13 protein-coding genes are annotated in these 20,875 nt (G+C 46.5%); 6 read left to right on the top strand and 7 right to left on the bottom strand.

Going from position 1 to position 20,875, the window contains the following annotated elements:
• Positions 1-22 precede the first annotated feature (22 nt).
• On the top strand, positions 23-2,803 hold the full coding sequence (locus tag K1Y79_RS14800; protein ID WP_220250943.1) for a TonB-dependent receptor: 2,781 nt from the start codon (positions 23-25) through the stop codon (positions 2,801-2,803).
• A gap of 96 nt (positions 2,804-2,899) precedes the next feature.
• Positions 2,900-4,372 carry a hypothetical protein gene (locus tag K1Y79_RS14795; protein WP_220250942.1) on the top strand — a complete coding sequence of 491 codons (1,473 nt, stop codon included), beginning with the start codon at positions 2,900-2,902 and terminating at the stop codon, positions 4,370-4,372.
• Between the two features lie 161 nt (positions 4,373-4,533).
• Here the strand turns inward: K1Y79_RS14795 and ppsA are convergent, their stop codons facing one another.
• On the bottom strand, positions 4,534-6,972 hold the full coding sequence (gene ppsA / locus K1Y79_RS14790; RefSeq protein ID WP_220250941.1) for a phosphoenolpyruvate synthase: 2,439 nt from the start codon (positions 6,970-6,972) through the stop codon (positions 4,534-4,536).
• A gap of 179 nt (positions 6,973-7,151) precedes the next feature.
• Between ppsA and K1Y79_RS14785 the strand changes: the two genes are divergently transcribed.
• Together K1Y79_RS14785 and K1Y79_RS14780 are read left to right on the top strand one after the other, a co-directional pair.
• Positions 7,152-7,664, top strand: coding sequence for an Lrp/AsnC family transcriptional regulator (locus K1Y79_RS14785; RefSeq protein ID WP_220250940.1), 513 nt, complete (start codon positions 7,152-7,154; stop codon positions 7,662-7,664).
• A gap of 381 nt (positions 7,665-8,045) precedes the next feature.
• The gene (locus K1Y79_RS14780) at positions 8,046-11,282 is read left to right on the top strand and encodes a TonB-dependent receptor (protein WP_220250939.1); all 3,237 of its coding nucleotides are present in this window, start codon (positions 8,046-8,048) and stop codon (positions 11,280-11,282) included.
• A gap of 360 nt (positions 11,283-11,642) precedes the next feature.
• Here K1Y79_RS14780 and K1Y79_RS14775 read toward each other — a convergent pair whose 3' ends face one another.
• The 5 genes from K1Y79_RS14775 to K1Y79_RS14755 form a co-directional block, all read right to left on the bottom strand.
• Positions 11,643-12,428 (bottom strand): hypothetical protein, encoded by a 786-nt coding sequence (locus K1Y79_RS14775; RefSeq protein WP_220250938.1) that lies wholly within the window; start codon positions 12,426-12,428, stop codon positions 11,643-11,645.
• A gap of 497 nt (positions 12,429-12,925) precedes the next feature.
• Positions 12,926-13,333, bottom strand: coding sequence for a hypothetical protein (locus tag K1Y79_RS14770; RefSeq protein WP_220250937.1), 408 nt, complete (start codon positions 13,331-13,333; stop codon positions 12,926-12,928).
• 78 nt (positions 13,334-13,411) lie between these two features.
• Entirely contained in the window at positions 13,412-13,717 is a 306-nt protein-coding gene (locus K1Y79_RS14765; RefSeq protein WP_220250936.1) for a YHS domain-containing protein, read from the bottom strand.
• A gap of 29 nt (positions 13,718-13,746) precedes the next feature.
• Positions 13,747-13,980, bottom strand: a complete 234-nt coding sequence (locus K1Y79_RS14760) for a hypothetical protein (RefSeq protein ID WP_220250935.1) — start codon at positions 13,978-13,980, stop codon at positions 13,747-13,749.
• Between the two features lie 192 nt (positions 13,981-14,172).
• On the bottom strand, positions 14,173-16,242 hold the full coding sequence (locus tag K1Y79_RS14755; RefSeq protein ID WP_220250934.1) for a M13 family metallopeptidase: 2,070 nt from the start codon (positions 16,240-16,242) through the stop codon (positions 14,173-14,175).
• A gap of 144 nt (positions 16,243-16,386) precedes the next feature.
• Between K1Y79_RS14755 and K1Y79_RS14750 the strand changes: the two genes are divergently transcribed.
• Positions 16,387-16,929 (top strand): hypothetical protein, encoded by a 543-nt coding sequence (locus K1Y79_RS14750; protein ID WP_220250933.1) that lies wholly within the window; start codon positions 16,387-16,389, stop codon positions 16,927-16,929.
• 43 nt (positions 16,930-16,972) lie between these two features.
• On the top strand, positions 16,973-18,232 hold the full coding sequence (locus K1Y79_RS14745) for a replication-associated recombination protein A (protein WP_220250932.1): 1,260 nt from the start codon (positions 16,973-16,975) through the stop codon (positions 18,230-18,232).
• An 11-nt stretch (positions 18,233-18,243) separates the two neighbouring features.
• Here the strand turns inward: K1Y79_RS14745 and pbpC are convergent, their stop codons facing one another.
• A complete protein-coding gene (gene pbpC / locus K1Y79_RS14740) occupies positions 18,244-20,637 on the bottom strand; it encodes a penicillin-binding protein 1C (protein WP_220250931.1) in 2,394 nt (797 codons plus the stop codon).
• Positions 20,638-20,875: the final 238 nt, after the last annotated feature.

Genomic DNA, 20,875 nt, shown 5'->3' with positions numbered 1-20,875 from the left:
AGTCACAGAATCAGCTTATATCGTGAAACATTCTCTTGCGTCTGCACTGCTATGTGTATGCCTCCTTCTGAGTTCCATCCTTTCCGCGTTTGCCATGGACAATGGTAAAATTACCGGTAAAGTAACTGACCAGAAAACCGGCGAATCTCTGATAGGCGTTACCGTTATCGTTCAGGGTACCGGAAATGGTGCCGTTACCGATGTAGAAGGCCGCTATACTATCAACGTTGCTCCAGGTATTTATACCCTCGAGTTCAAATATATGGGCTACCAGACCAAAGCCGTTAGCGACGTTGTCGTAAAGTCTGGCGCTGCTACCTCCCTCCCTGTTGTAATGGATGAACCTAAATCAAAAGAACTACAGGAAGTAGTTATCAGAGGTTCCTTCAAACAGGAAACAATCAACGCTCTCTATACTGCACAGAAAAATAACGTAGCTGTATCCAGCGGGATCTCTGCTGAACAGATCAGATCCTCCCCGGATAAAAATACCGGTGAAGTATTGAAACGCGTTAGCGGTGCAAGTATCCAGGATAATAAATTCGTGGTTGTACGTGGTCTCACCGATCGCTATAACAATGCTACCATGAATAACGTACTGCTGCCAAGTACTGAACCTGACAGAAAATCATTCTCCTTCGATATCATTCCCTCTGGCCTCATCGATAACATGGTGATCAACAAAACTGCTACTCCTGATAAACCAGGCGACTTCGCCGGTGGTCTTATCCAAGTAAGCACCAGAGACTTCCCCGAAGAAAAATTCATCACCGTTTCTGCTGGTATGTCGGTTAATGGCCTCTCTACTTTCAAAGACGCTAAAACCGGTATGCGCGGTAAAACCGACTACTGGACATTCGACGACGGTTCAAGAAAACTGCCATCTTCCGTACCTGCCTCTTCCAACGCTTTCAATAACCTGAGCGGTAAAGCGAAAGACGATGTGAATAAAGCATTCAATAATAACTGGAGAGTAGGTAACACCACTGTTGCTCCAGGTACCAGCCTGCAGATCACCGGTGGTAATACCAAATACTTCGGTGAACGTAAACTCGGATATATCTTCTCTGTTACGCACAACCATAGCGAACGTAATGAGTTCGCTGAACGTAATGACTTCGATATCGATAACAAAGTATACAAACGCCATAACCTGGATACTTCTAACAAGTACTCCAGCTCTCTCGGCGCAGTAGCTAACTTTGCTTACAGCTTCGGCAACAATAAGATCTCTTTCAAGAACCTGTACAACCGTATTCTCGATAACAATACCCTGTTACGCCAGGTAGCTACTGATCCAAATCCGCCGTTCAACTACCTCACGCAGTCTATGATGCTGATGCTCACACAGCGCTCCATCCTGTCATCCACATTACAAGGTGAACATAGCCTGAAGAACAACCAGAAAGTTGAGTGGCTCGCCAACTTCTCCAATACAAGAAGAGAAGATCCGGATATGCGTATATCCAACTATACCGATAGCCATGCCATCATTAACCAGCCGGTTAACAGTGGCTCCTCCCGTGCATTCTTTACAGTGGATGATAAGATCTTCAACGGTGGTCTCTCCTACCAGTTCCCGCTGCTGAAGAAAAGTAAAGATCACTCCCTGAAAGTGGGTGCATTTGAGCAATACAGAAAACGTTACTCTATCTACAGACCATTGTCTTACCAGTCAACAATGGACTTCCCATACGATAAACTCTCTGCTCCGCCATACGAACTGTTCTCGAATGCAAACCTGGGTGCTAACGGTATCTTCCTGAGAGATGATAAATCTATCACCGGTGAATACAACGCCAGCTCTAACCTGACTGCCGGCTACTTCATGTTCGATAACTTCATCACCAAAGAGCTGAGAGTGATCTGGGGATTACGTTACGAGCGTTACAACCAGCAGCTGAAGCCTGTATCATCTGTAACCAACTACACTACAGATACTACTTACAACAGCTTCCTGCCTTCCGCTAACTTTGTATATACACTCAACGATAAAACGAACCTGAGACTGTCTTACTCCAACACTGTAGCAAGACCGGAATTTAGAGAGATCGCTACCTTCAGTTTCTTCGACTTCCTGAATACTGCAACTGTATTTGGTAACGGCCGACTGAAACAGACCCGTATCACTAATATCGATCTCCGTTACGAACTATATCCTGCTGCTGGTGAAACTTTCGCAGTAGCTGCTTTCTACAAGAAGTTCAAAGATCCTATCTCTGAAACATGGTACAGCATCGATAACAACGACCGTACCTACATCAACCTGAATGATGCTAATGCATTCGGTGTGGAAGTAGAGGTAAGAAAGAACCTGGAATTTGCATTGGGAAGATTAGGTAAAAACTCCTTCGTGTTTGCTAATGGCGCGTACATCTACTCTGCCATCAGAAACCCTAACCAGACTGTTCGTAATATCAACGGTACTGAAAGACGCATGCCAGGACAATCTCCATACCTGATCAACGCAGGTCTGCAGATCAATAATCCTAACAACGATATGGGCGTAACCATCCTCTATAACAGGGTAGGCCCAAGAATCAATATCGTTGGTGACGATAGCAGTAATAAACTCGACGTATTTGAAAATGCAAGAAACCTGCTCGATGTGCAGTTCAGCAAACACCTGTTCAAAAAAGCTGCACAGATCAAGCTGAATGTATCTGATATCCTGAACAACCCGTACCTGCTGTACCAGAATAAAGACGATAAAAAGTCTTACTCAAAAGGCACAGACTACGTGTTCTATCAGTTTAAGTACGGAACAAATTTCTCCTTGAGTTTTTCCTATACTTTTCGCTAACAAGGGTCAATAAAATAAGTTGACCATTTGTTAACATATCGCTAATAGTTACCTAACATTTAATTCATTCTTTTGCCAAAATTTAATTTAAATTCTATGAGAAAAAACAAAACATCAGTTCTGCTTATGGCTGCTGCGCTGGCTACAACTTTCGTAGCTTGTAAAGATGATGAAAATGTTGATCCGACTCCGGACCAACCAAAAGCAACTGTTGAACTGAAAGGTAAAATCTCTGCTAACAGAACACTTTCAAAAGATACTATCTATCTGATGAGAGAGTATGTTTACGTTGTAAATAACTCTACTTTAACTATAGAACCAGGTACTGTTGTTCTGGGTGGTAGCATCAGTACTACAACTGGTGGTACCCTGATCATCACAACCGGTTCCAAACTGATCGCAAAAGGTACCGCAGATGCTCCTATCGTATTCACATCTGCTAAAGCGCCAGGCGCTCGTGCTAAAGGTGACTGGGGTGGTATCATCCTGTTAGGTAAAGGTTCTACCAACAGACCAGTAGAAAAAAGACTGGTTGAAGGTCTGGCGGAAGTTGACGCTACCGTTAACCTGACCTACGGTAACCCAAGCAGCACCCAGGGTGATGATAACGATAACTCAGGTGTTCTCCAGTATGTAAGAGTTGAATTTGGTGGTATTCCGTTAGCAAGTACTCCGGATAGCGAAGTAAACGGTATCACTTTCTACGGTGTAGGCGCTGGTACTACTGTTGATCACGTACAGGTTAGTTACTCCGGTGACGACGCTTTTGAGTGGTTCGGTGGTAATGTAAACGCTAAATACCTGGTAACTTATGGTACCCTGGATGACAACTACGATATGGATAGCGGTTTCAAAGGTAAACTGCAGTTCCTGGTATCCCTGTCTGATCCTAAAGCTTCTGATATCGTGAGCCTGTCAAACGGTCTGGAAGTAGATAACCTGAACGGTGCTAACACTTCTACTCCTGCTACTCACCCTATCATCTCTAACATGACTATCGTTGGTCCTGGTACTGCTACCGGTAACGGCGATTACTTCTACGCTGGCGCAAGATGGAGAAGAGGTTCTGTATTCACTGTTGCTAACTCTGTATTCGCAGGTTATCCTGTTGCTACTGATGTTGAGAGCAAAGTGTCTCACGACTCTCTGCAGGCTGGTAACTCTAAAATCCGCAACTCTATCTTCCAGGCTGCTGGTATTAGCCCTATCTCTGGTCAGCGTGGTGCAGGTAGCACTACCATCGGTCCGGTTTTATTCGATGCTGATAAGAAAGATGCAAGCTTCCTGACTGGCGAAGATATCAAGAACCTGATCATGGCTGAAGCAAACGGCAACACATCTCTGGCTAACCTGTCTGATGTATTTGCAAAAGTTCCTTCTGTAGCTTCTTACAAAGCAACTAACACTGACTTTGCACTGAAAACTGCTAAAGCTGCTGCATTCGGTACTGAATTTGACGCTTTCTTCGAGAAAGTTTCTTACGTAGGTGCAGTAGATCCTGCTAATCCATGGACTAACCAGAGCTGGATTAACTGGACTCCAAACGAAACCGTTTACGTTACAGAATAATCCTGTAGACTATTTATAACTGTTTAGCAGAGGGGCGGACTTTATAGTTCGCCCCTCTGTATTTACAGCCATTACTTACTGTCGGTATTCCGACAATTATTATTATAAAACGAGCCGTCCCGGTAATCCAGGACGGCTCATTGTTTACTGCTCAATGTATATTACAGGGAAGGGATTTGCTCCTGCATATGTATCATGGCTTCCGCTTCATGTATCGCATGCACCGTCTTGATCACGGCATCCGGTGTCACCGAGATACTATCTATCCCCTGTTCTACCAGGAATTTTGTAAAGTCCGGAAAGTCTGATGGACCCTGTCCGCAAATACCTACCTTCACCCCTTGCTTCCTGGCTGCTGTTATCAGCATACTGATCATCTTCAATACTGCCGGATTACGCTCGTTATACAGTCCCGCTACCAGCGAAGAATCTCTGTCCAGTCCCAATGTCAGCTGCGTCAGGTCATTAGACCCGATTGAGAAGCCGTCTATATGCGCGGCAAATTCTTCTGCCATAATGATATTGGAAGGTATCTCTGCCATCAGGTATACCTCCAGCCCGTTCTTCCCTCTTTCCAGTCCATTTTGCTTCATAGTATGCAATACCTTCTGCAATTCATCGACGGTGCGGCAGAAGGGGATCATCACTACTACATTATCAAGTCCCATGTCTTCCCGCACCTTCCTGATAGCCTTACATTCCAATGCAAAGGCGGCGCTGTACTTTTCGGAATAATACCTCGATGCGCCTCTCCATCCGATCATCGGATTTTCTTCTTCCGGTTCAAAATACTTTCCGCCCAGCAGGTTGTAATACTCGTTACTTTTGAAGTCTGAAAAACGTACAATCACTTTGCCTGGATGAAAGGCGGCTGCAATCTTCGCAACGCCATATGCCAGCTTCTGTATAAAATACGCTTCTTCACTTTCATAACCTCTGATCAGCTGTATGATCTCTGCCGATAGTGCGGCATCATTCAGTTCCTTATGTTGTAACAGCGCTAATGGGTGGACCTTGATATAGTTGTTGATGATAAACTCCTCCCTGGCCAGTCCCACGCCTTTATTAGGCAGGTGCGAATATTGGAAGGCCATCGCCGGCGACGCCACATTCAGCATCAAAGAGGTGCGGATTTCCGGCAATTCCCGCAGGTCGAGAAACGTTTCTGTGAAAGGAATAATACCTTCATAGACAATGCCCTCATCTCCTTCTGCACAGCTAACCGTGATCTCCTGACCTGACAGTAATACCTCAGTAGCATTCCCGCAACCTACTATCGCCGGTATGCCCATCTCTCTTGCTACAATTGCTGCATGACAGGTACGACCGCCTTTATTGGTAACAATAGCTGCTGCCATCTTCATGATCGGTTCCCAGTCCGGATCTGTCATATCTGTTACCAGCACATCTCCCGGCTTAAATTCTGTGCCTTCTGTTACGCGCTTATCCAGTGAAAAAAGGATGTTGACCTTACCGGAGGCTATCTTATCTCCTACGGCAATTCCCTTTAGCAGGGTACTACCTGTTCGTTCCATACTGTAAGACGTAACTGTATGATGTTCTTTCTGCGAATGGATGGTTTCAGGACGTGCCTGTACAATGAATAATTCATTGCTGAGTCCATCCACGGCCCATTCTATATCCATCGGGCACCACTTGCCTTTCAGCTGCGAGTAGTAATCTTCTATCTTGCATACCCACTCAGACAATTGCAGTATCTGCTGGTCTTTGAGGCAGAACCGCTGCTGATTGATTCTGTCCAGTGGAATAATCTTAGTACGCTGGTCATTACTTTCGCCATATACCATCATCTTATCTTTCACACCCAGGCGCTTTTCTATAATAGGCATATTACTGCCGTTCAGCGCTGGTTTGAATACAATAAATTCATCAGGAGACACCGCTCCCTGTACGACCATTTCCCCTAAACCAAATGAGCCATTGATCACTACCACATCTCTGAAGCCTGACTCTGTGTCCAGTGAAAAGGCTACTCCTGCCGCACCCAGGTCAGCGCGTACCATCTTCTGTACACAAACCGATAGACCTATACTGAAATGATCGTATCCGAAATTCTCCCTGTAACTGATAGCTCTGTCGGTAAATAGTGAGGCGAAGCAGTTACGTACAGCATCTATCAGTGCGGCCGGCCCTCTTACATTCAGATAGGTCTCCTGCTGACCGGCAAAGGAAGCATCCGGCAGGTCTTCCGCAGTAGCTGAAGAACGTACTGCTACGTCAGTAATATCCTGCCCGTACTCGCGGGACAGCTCCATGTAAGCATCAATGATCTTCGCGCTCAGGTCATGCGGAAACTTTGTATTGCTGATGGCCTGCCGGATGCGCTGACCCGCACGTCTCAGTGTAACAAGCGAAGTGAAATCAATACCAGCCACCTGCTCACGGATATATGCATCCAGACCGCTCTGCTGCATGAACTGATAATAAGCTGTAGTTGTAATAGCGAAACCAGAAGGAATATTAATACCTGCTTTTGAAAGGTTGGCAATCATTTCTCCCAGCGATGCACATTTACCACCTACAATGGGGATATCTTCCAGACCCAATGCCTGGAGAGGAATGACAATTCGTGTTTCCATTGAAGAGATTTATTTTGGTGTATGATTAAAAGTTGGCGTCCGGATAAAGGTCTGGATTATTGCATACCGAAAGACAGATCCCCTCAAAAGGCGAAAACAAAACTATAATGAGTTGTTAATCATGAATATTTTTCAGGTAAGGCGGCTTATTCTGTGTATTTTCAGTAAAATATTCCTCCATGCATTTCACGTTAGATGAAACCGACCTGCACATCCTGGATCTGCTTCAGGAAGACGCCCGTCTTACCAATAAAGAGATTGCTGCCAGGCTGGGGAAATCCGTGACTTCCATATTTGAAAGAGTAAAGCGGCTCGAATGTGAAGGTTATATCAAAGGATACGTCGCCATTCTGGACAAAAAGCGGGTTGGAAAACATGTTACTGCCTTCGCCAATATCACCCTCAAAGAGCATGGACATGATACCTTTATCGTATTTGAAACAAAAGTCAATGCCTTCCCCGAAGTCATGGAATGCTATAAGATCAATGGCCCGTATGATTATCTACTGAAGGTAATGGTAGCTGATCTGGAGGAATATGAACTGTTTATTTCCAACAAACTTTCACGGCTGGATGCCGTCAGCAGAATTAATAGCCTCTTTGTCATTGCCGAACCCAAACACGAGACTGCCCTGTCTTTGACAACCGGACAGATTATTAAAACATCCAAGCATGGTAAGAAGGATGACTAGCTTATTTACATTGCGCTAAAACTTAACATTAGAAATCGCTAAAGTTAATATTGGGGTAACACTCCCTTAACACACGCTCCATATTTTTGGAATTATGCGAACAAAAGTGGAAACCTTTTACTACTGATACCCTTTTTGTTGCTCAATGAAAGCTTGTATGAATAAATTTCCGGTGCTCTCCCCGTCTTGTACCTATAGCTATGCGGGAAAATCAGCACGGAATTAAACAAGCCCGATAGAATATTTTGCTCACATAGCCCGATAACTTAATTTATAAGCTATTGGGAATGATACGTGCGCCCCTGTGTTAACATTAATTTAATATTGTGTTAACACAGACGTAATGTAGCGGGGATACGTTTGCGTCAAAATTGAAAAGACGTGAATAAGCAATTCTATTCATTATTGTTATTTGTGAGCATCCTTGTACTGTCTGCAGCTAATCTGAGCGCGCAGATTACTACCTCCCAGATATCAGGGAAGATAGTAAGCAGTAAAGGTGAGGCCTTACCAGGGGTTACAATACTGGCAGTAAACACTTCTACAGGTACCCGTTACGGTGCACAGACACAAGGAGATGGCCGTTACCTGATCAACAACATGAACCCAGGCGGTCCTTATACCATCACCGTTTCCTATATCGGTTTTAAAACTGAAGAAGCTCCCGGCATTAACCTGTCCCTTGGTAGTTCAACTTTCAATTTTCAACTGACCGACGCCTCCACTGCACTCAGTGAAATAGTAGTAAAAGGTAGTAGCACGCAGAAAGCAAGCGGCGCATTCAAAATTGGTCAGAACCAGTTAAAAACACTTCCTTCCATCAGCCGTAGCTTACAGGACTTTACCCGTGCTACGCCACAAAGCAATAATAACTCCTTCCTCGGTACCAACTACCGTTACAATAACGTTACACTCGATGGCGCTATCAATAACGACGCGATCGGATTCAGCCCTTCCTCCGGTGGACAGAGCAACAGCTCCGGACAGCCAGGAAGCAGTACCCGTTCCAACCCTGTATCCCTGGATGCAATTCAGGATATCCAGGTGTACCTCGCACCATATGATGTGAAAATCGGTAACTTCCTTGGTGGTAGCATCAATGCGGTAACCCGCAGCGGTACCAACGAGTTTCATGGTTCCGTATATGGTTTCGGCCGTAACGCCGGTATGATCGGTAGAAACAATGCCGGAGACGGTTCTAAACTGCCTTCCGATTTCCATGACTACCAGACTGGTATCAGATTAGGTTTCCCTATCATCAAGGATAAATTATTCTTCTTCACCAACGAAGAAATTGCACGCCGCCGCGACCCGATCATCCTGGGCGCAGGTTCTGCTGATATGCCACTGATCACTGTACAGGAAGCAGAAGCTATCCGTCAGCACATGCTGGATATGGATATTACCAAAAGCGGTAAATTTGATCCCGGTACTTATGGCAATACCTCTATCTACGCTAATTCCAACAAGTTCTTCAACCGCCTTGACTGGAATATCAATGATAAACACCAGTTGTCATTACGTAACAACACCATCACTTCCGAAGCTACTAACCTGGAGCGCGATCAGCAGAACTTCCGTTTTGGTGGTACCGACTTCAAACAGGTGAATAACCAGAGTTCTACGGTAATGGAAGTGAAAAGCCGTTTCAATAACTCTGTATCCAACAGCTTAATCATCGGTTATTCTAATATCCACGATTACCGTGATCCTTCCTCTGATCCGTCCCTGGCACAGATCCAGATCAAATCAAGAGGTGGTACCATCTTCCTGGGTACTGACCGTGAAGCGTCTATCTTTGACATGAAACAGAAAACCTTTGAGTTCACCGACAACGTGAATATCTTCAAAGGCAAACACAATATCACCATCGGTACACACAACGAAATTTACAATATCACCTATGGTTTTGTAAACTCATGGAATGGCCGTGTAGACTACGATAGCATCGGGGCTTTCCTGGCAAATGCGCCAAGCCGTGTACGTGCTAACTTTAACTATACTAACAACTCCCGCGATTATATCATCGCTAATCCTCCTGCGAAGTTCAAGATCGGTATGTACAGCCTGTACGCACAGGATGAAATTCAGCTGACTGACCGCTTCAAACTGACACCAGGTATCCGTTTCGACTATACCAGTCTGCCTAACAGAACAAGCCTGAGCGATAAAACTATCAACTCTCCTGTTGATCCTAACTTCGGTACCACTTACAGTTATACACTGCCAAAAGATATCAATAACAACTACCTGAATAATATTCAGATCTCCCCACGCCTGGGCTTCAACTTTGACGTGAAAGGCGACCAGAGCCTGGTAGTACGTGGTGGTACAGGTCTGTTCACCGGCCGTATTCCATTTGCATGGTTAGGTTATGCCTACTATAATAACGGTAATTCTTATGGTGCATATGACAGACGCTTTACAGCAGCAGCTCCTCCTGCAGCAGGTAGCAATCCTGTAGGTATCTCTGACCAGGGTGCTGCACAATTCGTCACTGCACAAGGTGTGAATGTGAACGACGCTTCTGGTGCCACACAGGTTGACCTGATCGACAACGATTTCAAAATGCCTCAGATGTGGAGAAGCAGCGCAGCTGTTGATTATTCTACCAAAAACAGATGGAGATTCACATTGGAAGCAATCTATACCAAAACTATCTACGACCTGAAGTTCCAGCAGGTAAACCTGGTAGATAACCCTACTTACATGGTATATGACACTGACAAGCAGCAGCCTATCTATAGCGGTGGTAAAATCAACTCTAAATTCACTAATGCCTACCTGCTGTCTAACACCAACAAAGGCTACCGTTACGCTATTACCGGTCAGGTGAACAAAGCGTTTGACTTCGGTATGAACTTCAACGTTGCCTATACTTACGGTCAGTCTAAAGACATCACCAACGGTATCCGTAACTCAATGGAGTCTAACTGGCAGCTGAACCAGGCGCTGAATCCAAACGATCCGCACCTGGCTTACTCTAACTTCGACATCCGCCACCGTATCGTTGCTACTGCTAACTATAAAATTGACTGGAACCGCAAAGGACGTTTCGTGTCTAACTTTGCCCTCTTCTTTAACACTTCTTCCGGTCTGCCATTCTCTTACGGTTTCGTAAATGCTACGATCCAGGGTACACCTCAGCAGGTAAGCCTTGCCTATATCCCGAAAGATCAGGCAGAAGCACGCAGGTTCTTCACTCCTGAAAACCAGGCAATGGCTGACGCATTCTTCTCTTACGTAGAAGGTGATAAATACCTGAGCAGCCGTAAAGGCCAGTTCACAGAGCGTAACGGTGGACGTACGCCATGGAATACACAGGCTGACTTCCGTTTCACACAGGACTTCAACTTCAAAGCCGGTAAATCCATTCATACACTGACACTGACTTACGACATCATCAACCTGACTAACCTGTTGAACAAGGACTGGGGTGTACAATACTTCTCTCCTAACACTTTCAACTCAACAGCAAGCGTTGGTCTGAGCAGCAAAACTGCTGGTACTGAATCAGCATATCCTGTATACACATGGTCTAACCCTGGTACGCCTTACTCCAGAGACTTCTTTGCGAGCAGACACCAGATGCAGTTAGGTCTGAGATATTCATTCTAAGCTCATAGCATATCAAAATAGAAAGGCGCGTGGTTCATACCATGCGCCTTTTTTCTTTTGATATATTTCAGAGATGGAGAAGTTAGTCGCCGATCCTAAGTAACCATACATTGTATTAGAACAAGCTTCGAACAAACGTAGAACAAACCGTGGACTTGATACAGTGTCGTGCCGGCAGCCCTGCCGGATGGTGAATGGAACTGTGAGCGTGAAAGGAGGTCATGCAAGGGAATGCGGGATCGGTTGCAGTATTGCGCCTGCAGCGTCAGTATAAGAAGTAGACTTAATCAGATAGTTTCAGTATAGGTGGATATAGTAATAAACAGTGGCACCAGGTTATATTCCGTTAGCAAAGGCAGGTTATTCCAGTTGTGGGAATGGCCGTTGGAGAGGCATACCCAACTTTATAAACAATGCATAGCTTCCCTGACCGGCAATATTACCCGGTACGTCACCAGTAACAGGGTGCTGATAACTTGTAACAGTACGTCTCCTTGTGGGAGTGGGTGTTACCACACTGATAATCTCTGCGGCAGTCATTGGGGAGTCAGACACCGTAGTAGGGGCGTACATCGCCTTTACCTGCAGGGCGATAACCCATATGCCCTCTTTGGGGATATGCATGGGAATGGTTGTGCCTGCGAATGGTGCATGTGTATCAATTACCACCACAGCGGCATCGGTATCCACGACCCGGTGTGCGTGAAAGTTAATACAGGCGGCAATCACTTTTACTTCCAGCGCTTTTATGCCGGCAATAACCGGCAGTGCCTGGGCAGGAATATGTAATACGCCATCTCCTGTAAACCGCGGCGCTATGCGGAAGAATTGCTCAGTACTACTCTTTTCATCAAAGCGAAACCCCTTTACTGCATTTATCTCATGATGACCAGCCTGGATCAGCGTCCGGTTCAACCGGTTGATATGTGTACTGTCGGCGCAGCCTGTGAGTTCCTGCCTGAAAGCCCTGCGGATCAGCGCTGCTTTGCGGCTGGCCATACCAAACCGTTGTGCCGCCATGCGGGTAGCCGCAGTCTGCCTGACTACCGCCGGTATACTCCGCATAAAATATCGGCCTTTACGCCGGTAACCGATCAGGTTACCCAGCTTGCCTGTGAATGTAATAATAGTGTTTTGCCTTGCCATCGGAAATATAAATTGGTGTTACCTAAAGATACCACTATATATACTAGTGCCCGGCCGGGTATTTTTAATAGTAACTAATTGTAGGTAAATGCATTATAGAGGATATATAATGTCTGACGCATGCTGTTTGACTACCATCAATACCAGGAGCATCGTCATTGAATATTTCCTAAATAAAAGTCTGTATCTGGCTATGGTCGGGCTTCAAACCTTGACAATAGGCAGTCGGATAAGTAATGTTCATCCTTCACAAATCTTGAAGTGGAAGCAATAGACCGGGATGGGTACTAATAAGGAAGCGCGGCTTTCAGGGTATTTTATGGTGGATTCCGGATTGATTTAATATGTTGTTAATGTCGGGGTAACACTTTCGTAATATGGGGAGGCTACTTTTACAGTACAATTTGAACGTAAGCGTAGATTTTCATAAGCTGTTTTAATCGAACGTCCCGGGAATTATCCCGGGACTTATTTTTTTATCACTATCAGTGAATAGCTTATTTGTTGATGAGAACGAACTTCCGGCTGACCTGTTCTTTATTTACCCCTTTTAACCAATCATCTATACGGATGGTGGTATCGTTGAGGCGTTCTACCTGCAGATACTGGGCAACGGAGTCCTGACCGGTAATGATCAGGTTGACCTTATTGCCGGCAGCGATGACTTTATAGGTCCCGCTTAGGTGATATGTTTTGGCGTCAAAGACGAATTGTCCATTACTGCCAAACAGATAATATGCTGAATCTTTGGACGCGATACGCTGCCAGGCGGTGTCAGGTTGCATTAATTGCTCTGACAATTGCCAGGATCCGGTGATATCTACTGAGGGGGAGGCCTCTATGTCATTTTTCTCGCAGCTGCAGAATAACATGAGTAGCAGCAAGCTGGTTATTAGTGATCTCATGCATAGGAGTTTGTAATTAGAACGCAAAATATGCCACTTAGTTACATGGGGTAGAGATAAAAAAAGGCCACTGGTCGATTAAAGACCAAGTTTCCCTGCATATTTCTCCGGATTCTTGTCAAATACACGCTTGCAGGTTGGAGAACAGAAGTGAATAGTATCAGTTTTATATACACTCCATTCCTTGTACATGGTATCATAAGGCATGCCACACACAGGATCCGGCAGTTTACCGGCAACTACCGCGTTCTCTGCCGGCGTATGCTCCGCAGGTTGGGTAGTGACAGAATCAGTCGTTGATGTATCTTTCGTGCCGGTATTCCCACAGGCAGTAATCAGGGCTGCCAGCAGCAGCGTATAGGAGATTTGCAATAGTTGTTTCATCGTAGTATGGTGTTAGCGGTGAAAAGGAATCAGGCAGCAGCCTCGGTATCTTTGCTGATACGCATTACTAATATGCGGAAGTATATCTTCAGGGTAAATGCTAATACCATAGCGCCCGCCAGGCTTACTGTGATGATTGAACCTGTGTTGGTTGTCAGCAGGTAGGCTGCCAGTTTAGGCAGATAAGGCAGTGCTATCGCTATCAGTGCGATGATCAAGATATTACGGATTTCTATGCGGTATTGTCTTAACAGGCCTGTCATTGGTTCCAGATATTTAATAATCCTGTGAATAATGCACAAAATTAAGGCATAATGAAGAGAAATGCATTGTACAAATCCCGGAGAATGATGACTGGTTGATGCCTTCTTTCCGCAGATAGCTTCCCCATAGGGCAATAAAGAAGGGGACCAGCTGTTTGGCCGGTCCCCTTTAGTATATATACGAACTTATAATTACCAGATAACCACTTGCTTATCTGCAGGAAGCACCATCTTGCTACCTGGCGCACAGCCCCAGGCGTCAGAGAATGTTTTCAGATGTGGCAGCGGACCATTGATACGGTCTCTTGCAGGAGAGTGAGGATCAGTTTGTACCTGGTTACGGAGTGCAGCTTCAGTAGTATTAGCATGCCATACCTGTGCCCAGCCCAGGAAAAAACGTTGTTTCCAGGTAAAGCCATCAATAGGTGCCGGCTCTTCCTTGCCTTTCAGTGATTTCTCAAGGGCAGCATATGCCAGTGTCAGACCTCCCAGGTCAGCAATATTTTCGCCGATAGTCAGCGCACCATTGATGAAGAATCCTTTCTGTACTTCAATGCCACTGAAGTAGTCAATGTATCGCTTAGCCAGCTGCATGAAGTTTTTGCGGTCAGCGTCAGTCCACCAGTTTTTCAGGTTACCGTCCGCATCGAACTGAGAACCCTGGTCATCAAAGCCGTGGGTGAACTCATGACCGATTACAGCGATGATACCGCCATAGTTGATCGCGTCATCTGCATTGGCGTTGAAGAACGGCGGCTGGAGGATACCCGCAGGGAATACCACCTCATTATTCAGCGGATTATAGTAGGCGTTCACTGTTTGTGGCGTCATACCCCATTCGCTTTTATCCACTGGCTTACCGATCTTGTTCAGCGCTTCTTTGTGCTCATAATGCGCCGCAGCTACGATGTTTTCTACCAGGGTATTAGCTTTGATGTCAATGCTGGAATAGTCTTTCCATTTGTCAGGATAACCGATCTTATAAGTAAAGGAAGCCAGTTTCTTGTGTGCCATTTCTTTAGTGGCAGCGCTCATCCAGGTCAGGCTGTCAATACGTTCGCCATATACAGCGCGTACGTTCTCGATCATGTCTGATACTTTCTGTTTAGAGCTTTCAGGGAAGTATTTCTTGGCGAATACTTTACCCAGCGGCATACCCATCATCGCATCTGTAGCACGGATAGCGCGTTCCAGGCGGGGGCGCTGCTGTTTAGTACCACGCATGATACCTGCGAAGAAGTGGAAGTTCTCATCATCCAGTGGTTTGTTCAGGAAACCAGCAAAATGAGAGAGCAGCTGCCAGCGGAGCCATGTCTTCATTGTTTCAGGAGAAGTACCTTTCAACAGGGCAGACACTTTGCTGATATAACCTTTGTTCTGCAGGATCAGGGTGTCTGCTTTAATACCCTGTGCATTGGTGAAGGCATCCCAGTCATAATCAGGTGCCAGTTTCTTTAAGTCACCGTAGGAAGTTTTGTTATAAGTCGCTACAGGGTCACGCAGTTCTACATTAGAGAGCTGCAGCTTGGCTACTTTAGTTTCAAAGTCCAGGATGGTTTTACCAGGGTTGGTCTCTTTGAATCCGGCAGTAGCAAACTGTTTGTCGATGTGTTTTACAAACTCGTCGCGCACTTCTTTTGTGCTGGCATCCGGTCTTTCGTAATAGCTTTTCTCACCCAGGCTAAGGCCATCCTGACCCTGGTAGAGGGCATTCATCTTACTGTTACGGGCATCCGCTTCAACGCCAAAGCCAAGCAGACCGGATACGCCAATAACCTGCAGCTCACCTGATACCTTTGCGAAATCGGCTGCTGACTGAATACTGTTAATCTTGTCGAGATATGGCTGTAACGGTGCTACACCCAGTTTCTCAATAGTTGCGGTGTCCAGGAAAGAACGGTAAAAATCAGAGATCTGCTGTTCTTCGGAACCTTTTTTGAGGTCTTTCTGGTCTGCGAGAGACAAAATGATGCCTTTCAGACGTACTTCCTTGTTTTCTTTGTCAAGTACGTTGAAAGCTCCCCAGCGGCTTTCTGTGGAAGGGATGGGATTGTTTTTCTTCCAGCCGCCATTTACATACTGGTCAAAATCGTCGCATGGTTTTGCGCTTGAATCAATGGAACTTAACTCAAAGGCGGGGACTTTGGCCTCTGCTGCTACAGTCGAATCCTGCGTCTGTTTGGTTGTGTTGCCACCATTACATGCGGCCATAAGGGTTACGGCTGCCAGCAATGGAAGGTGTAAAGCGTAAGTGCTCTTCATAAAAAAAACAGGTTTAGTCTTTAAATATAGCTAAAACATCCCATGCAGACCTACGGCTTTTTGACAAGTGGTCCGTTCCTTGGGATGTTTGTGGGCGGTTTGCCGACTGTTTAGTAGGTTTGTGATCTTTTAAAAACGGGATACATGGGTTTTGACATCAAATTATTCAGATTGCTTAATGGCATAGGTATATTTATTACCGGTGCTATGTTACTTTTTTCTTTACTGGGAATGTTGCAGTCTGGCGATCTTCTCATTTTTATGCCATTGCTCTTTCTGGGTGGCACTTTTTACCACGGTATACTGGCTGGCTCCCTCCGGAAAAGTCTGCAATACCCCGAAGTTCCGCTCAAAGACAGTACCCTGGTACGCCTGCAGGCCCTCAGCTTCTTTCCTATCATGATAGGCCTGGTCGTAATTTCCAGTGTTACTAAACTCAATGATCCCGAAATCAGGGATATGCTGGTGTCAGGACTGGAAAAGCAGGCGGCTGAGCAGAAACAGACCCTGCCGGATGGTTACCTGTACTCTGTCCTTAACTTCGGCCAGATCATGATGACCACTTATGGCGTTATCCTGATAGGTAATGCAGTACTGGCCATGTTCTATATGAAACAATGGAAAGACCGCCAGGAAGAGAAAGATCATAAAGACCAGCAGGAAGGCCAGGATGACATAGGCATCTGATATATGCAGTTTGTATAACCTTAACCCTTAATTCAATAGTAATATGGAACCATTAGCCGAGCGCATAAGACCGGAGACCCTGGATGAGCTGGTGGGACAGGAACACCTGACCGGCAAAGATAGTATCCTGCGCACTGCACTCCAGCAAGGCAGAATACCTTCAATGATCCTGTGGGGCCCTCCGGGTGTAGGTAAAACAACAATTGCCAATATCATTGCTCATACACTGGATGTACCATTCTATACCCTGTCAGCTATTTCTGCCGGTGTAAAAGAAGTACGTGAAGTGATAGAAATTGCCCGTAAACAGGGCTATGCGGTCCTCTTTATCGATGAGATCCACCGCTTTAATAAGTCACAGCAGGACGCTTTGCTGGGGGCTGTGGAGAAAGGTATTATTACCCTGATCGGGGCTACTACCGAAAACCCGTCCTTTGAAGTCAATTCGGCATTGCTGTCACGCAGCCAGGTATATGTACTGAAACCACTGAGTCAGCCGGAACTGCTCCAGCTGCTGCAACAAGCCATGCAACAGGATGAATGGCTGGGCAGCAAAGAGATAGAAATAAAAGAAACAGCTGCCCTGTTTAATATATCAGGGGGCGATGCCAGGAAGCTGCTCAATCTCTTTGAACTGGTGGTAAATACCCTGCAACAGGAGCATCCTATCGTTATCACCGACCAGAAGGTCATGGATATTGCGCAGCAAAGAGTCGCCATCTATGACAAGTCCGGTGAACAACATTATGATATCATCTCTGCTTTTATCAAGTCTATCAGGGGTAGTGATCCTAATGCAGCTGTATATTACCTGGCCCGCATGATAGAAGGTGGCGAGGATGTCAAGTTCATTGCCCGCCGCCTCCTGATCTCCGCCTCCGAAGATATTGGCAATGCCAATCCTAACGCCCTGCTGCTGGCAACCAGCTGCTTCCAGGCGGTGACTATGATAGGTTATCCCGAAGCCCGGATCATTCTTTCCCAATGTACTACCTACCTGGCCTCATCAGCTAAGAGCAATGCTGCCTATATGGCTATCGGCAATGCCATGTCTGTCGTATCGCAAACCGGCGACCTGCCCGTGCCTATGCACATCCGCAATGCTCCTACAAAGTTGATGAAAGATATGGGATACCAGAAAGGGTATGAGTATTCACACGACTTTGAGAACAGCTTTTCACCGCAGGAATATATGCCTGACCGTATCAAGGGTATGAAGCTCTACGACCCCGGTAAGAATGCCCGGGAAGATGAAATGCGTAAGCACCTGCGCAGCCTGTGGAAAGAGAAATATGGTTATTGATAGTGACTGTATCAGTCTTCGCCCTTCTTGGCCAGTATCTCAAACGCTACGTGTACCTGCACGCCCTGCTCATCCACCAGGGTCAGTACATGTTTGCCTGCCGGTGGATGTAATGCCATCTGATGGAACTCCTGCGTCTCTCCCAGGTAGTGGTCATCCATGTGCCAATAGATCTTTTCGGCGGTATTCCGGTGCGTAGCCGTAAATACTGCTTCGCCGGGTTTTCCGTCAATTTCTATGGGTACATAAATGCGGGTATTAGGCCGTGGATAGATGACCTCCATAGGTGGCTTTTCCTGACTGAGCGTGGCCAGGCACGCTTGTTTATAAGGTGGTAACGCCTGGTAATTATGCCTGGTGCGATAATAAAATTCCATCGCCGGCGGTAAAATAAACCAGGGTACATGCTGCATCTGCGAAGGCGGTTCACAGTCAGCCGTTACCCGCCACTGACCGGTATGGTCCAGGTGTACCAGCTGGTGATACGGACATAAGCCGGAGCGCAGACCACCCAAAGGCACGGCAATAGAGTCTTTCTCCGGACAAAGCTCACTGGCTCTGTAGCCGCTTTGTCTGCACACTTCGATCTTGGTCAGTTTATCATAGGGTGTAGTGAACCAGTTGCCGGTATGTAACAGCCGGAATATATCAAACATCACAGGAGCGGCAGTAGATACCCCAATCAGTCCTGGCCTGCCTTCACCGTCAGCATTACCTACCCATACGCCTACTACATATTGCGGCGTTACGCCTATCGCCCATCCGTCTCTGAAGCCAAAGCTGGTACCCGTCTTCCAGGCCACCCGCTGTGACGAAGAAAACTGCTGCCATAGCAGCTCCTCTCCCGGTCGCATCACTTCCTCCATTGCCTGAAAGGTATACCAGATGGCACCGGCATCCAGTACCCCGGTAGCAGCAGGCGCATATTTAGATACCCGTTTAATACCTTGTTTGTAGTTAGGTGCATGGATATCGTCCGCATCGTATTTGCCATCATATTGCTCCATATGTAGCAGCGTGCGCGCCAGACTGGCGTACATCCCCGACATTTCCCACAGGGTGGATTCTCCTCCTCCCAGTATCAGAGACAGGCCGTAGTGATCTGGTGGCCTGTTCAGTGTAGTAATGCCCAGTTTCTTCAGCAGCGCATGCAGCCGTTCATAGCGGTACTGTTGCAGCATCCTTACGGCCGGTATGTTCAGTGAGCGCGCCAGTGCTTTGTTGGCAGGTACAGCTCCGTCATAACCCAGGTCAAAGTTCTGCGGCGTATAACCTGCTATCTGCGTAGGAATATCTGCCACAAGGGCGTTAGGCAGTATCATACCATCGGCCAGCATAGCAGCATAAAGTATAGGTTTGAGCGTGCTGCCCGGACTGCGGGGTGCCTGGATAATATCCACATGACTCTCTGTCTCCGGGTCTTCCGGATGATATACATTGCCCACATATGCCAGTGCATCACCTGTTTCCACATCCAGTACCAGGGCAGCGGCATTGTTAATGCCGTTTGCTTTGTAAATAGCGTGATAACGTTCTATAATACTGCTCACGTTTCTCTGCAAAGAAGCATCCAGGGTCGTTTTGATACGGGTGACAGCCTGCTTGTCTTTTGCCCGCTGGGCGGGATAGTCCTTCCTGAACCTGTCCAGCAGATGCGGTGCATCCTGGGGTAATGCTTTCGGCTGATCAGGTAGCGGTTCCAGCATGGCCAGCTGACAGGTCACACTGTCTATCGTTTCATTATGCCACAGCCTTTCCAGTAACTGATTACGCTTACGCAGCAGTGTTTGCCGGTTACGGCCGGGGTGTACTAACGCCGGACTGTTAGGCAATACTGCCAGCGCCGCTGTTTCCCCCCAGGATAACTGTGTGGCGCTACGCCCGTAGTATCTCCAGGAAGCAGCTTCCAGCCCTACCACATTCCCTCCGAAAGGAGCATTGCCGGCATATAATGATAGTATTCCCTTCTTTGAATAGGAAAATTCGAGCCTTGTAGCCATCACTGCTTCAATCAGCTTTTGCAGGATAGTTCGTTGCTTGTTGCGGGATAGCCTGATGACCTGCATGGTTAGTGTACTACCACCACTGACTACTTTCCTGCTACTCATGTTCTGCTTAATAGCGCGTCCCAGTGCCAGCACATCCACTCCCCAGTGCCTGTAGAAGCGTTTATCTTCATATGCCACGATGCAGGCGGCAAACTTTTCAGGTACCTGTTTATCTATAGGGAAACGCCATTGTCCGTCGGTGGCAATTGTTGCACTCAGTAACTCGCCGTTACTGTCTTCGATCACAAAGGAAGTAGGTGTGGTAAAAAGACGGGAGGGAATACAGCAGATGTAGAGAATCAATAGGATAGTTGCGGCGATAAGCCACCATTTACGTTTCAGGAGCCATGCAGACATAGCGCGAAATTAAGCAATTAGGGATTAGGAATAGGGAAATACGTGTAAGGCTGTGACTGTTTTTCTGCGGTCTATTCAGGCTATTACTGGTAACCAGTATGTGTGCTTTGCCAGTAACTAATTGCCGCAACTGACGATGCTATAGTTATCTCAGGAGGCTGACCAGGTCTTGCCATACCTTCCGGCATCAGGCCATTAATATGGTTTGCGTAGTCAGGCAGAGGTAGTGCTACCTTTT

Source organism: Chitinophaga rhizophila, from assembly GCF_019492185.1.
Taxonomy (GTDB): Bacteria; Bacteroidota; Bacteroidia; order Chitinophagales; family Chitinophagaceae; genus Chitinophaga; species Chitinophaga rhizophila.
Note: the sequence above shows the minus strand (reverse complement) of the source record. Positions and strands in the feature narration are given on the sequence as shown.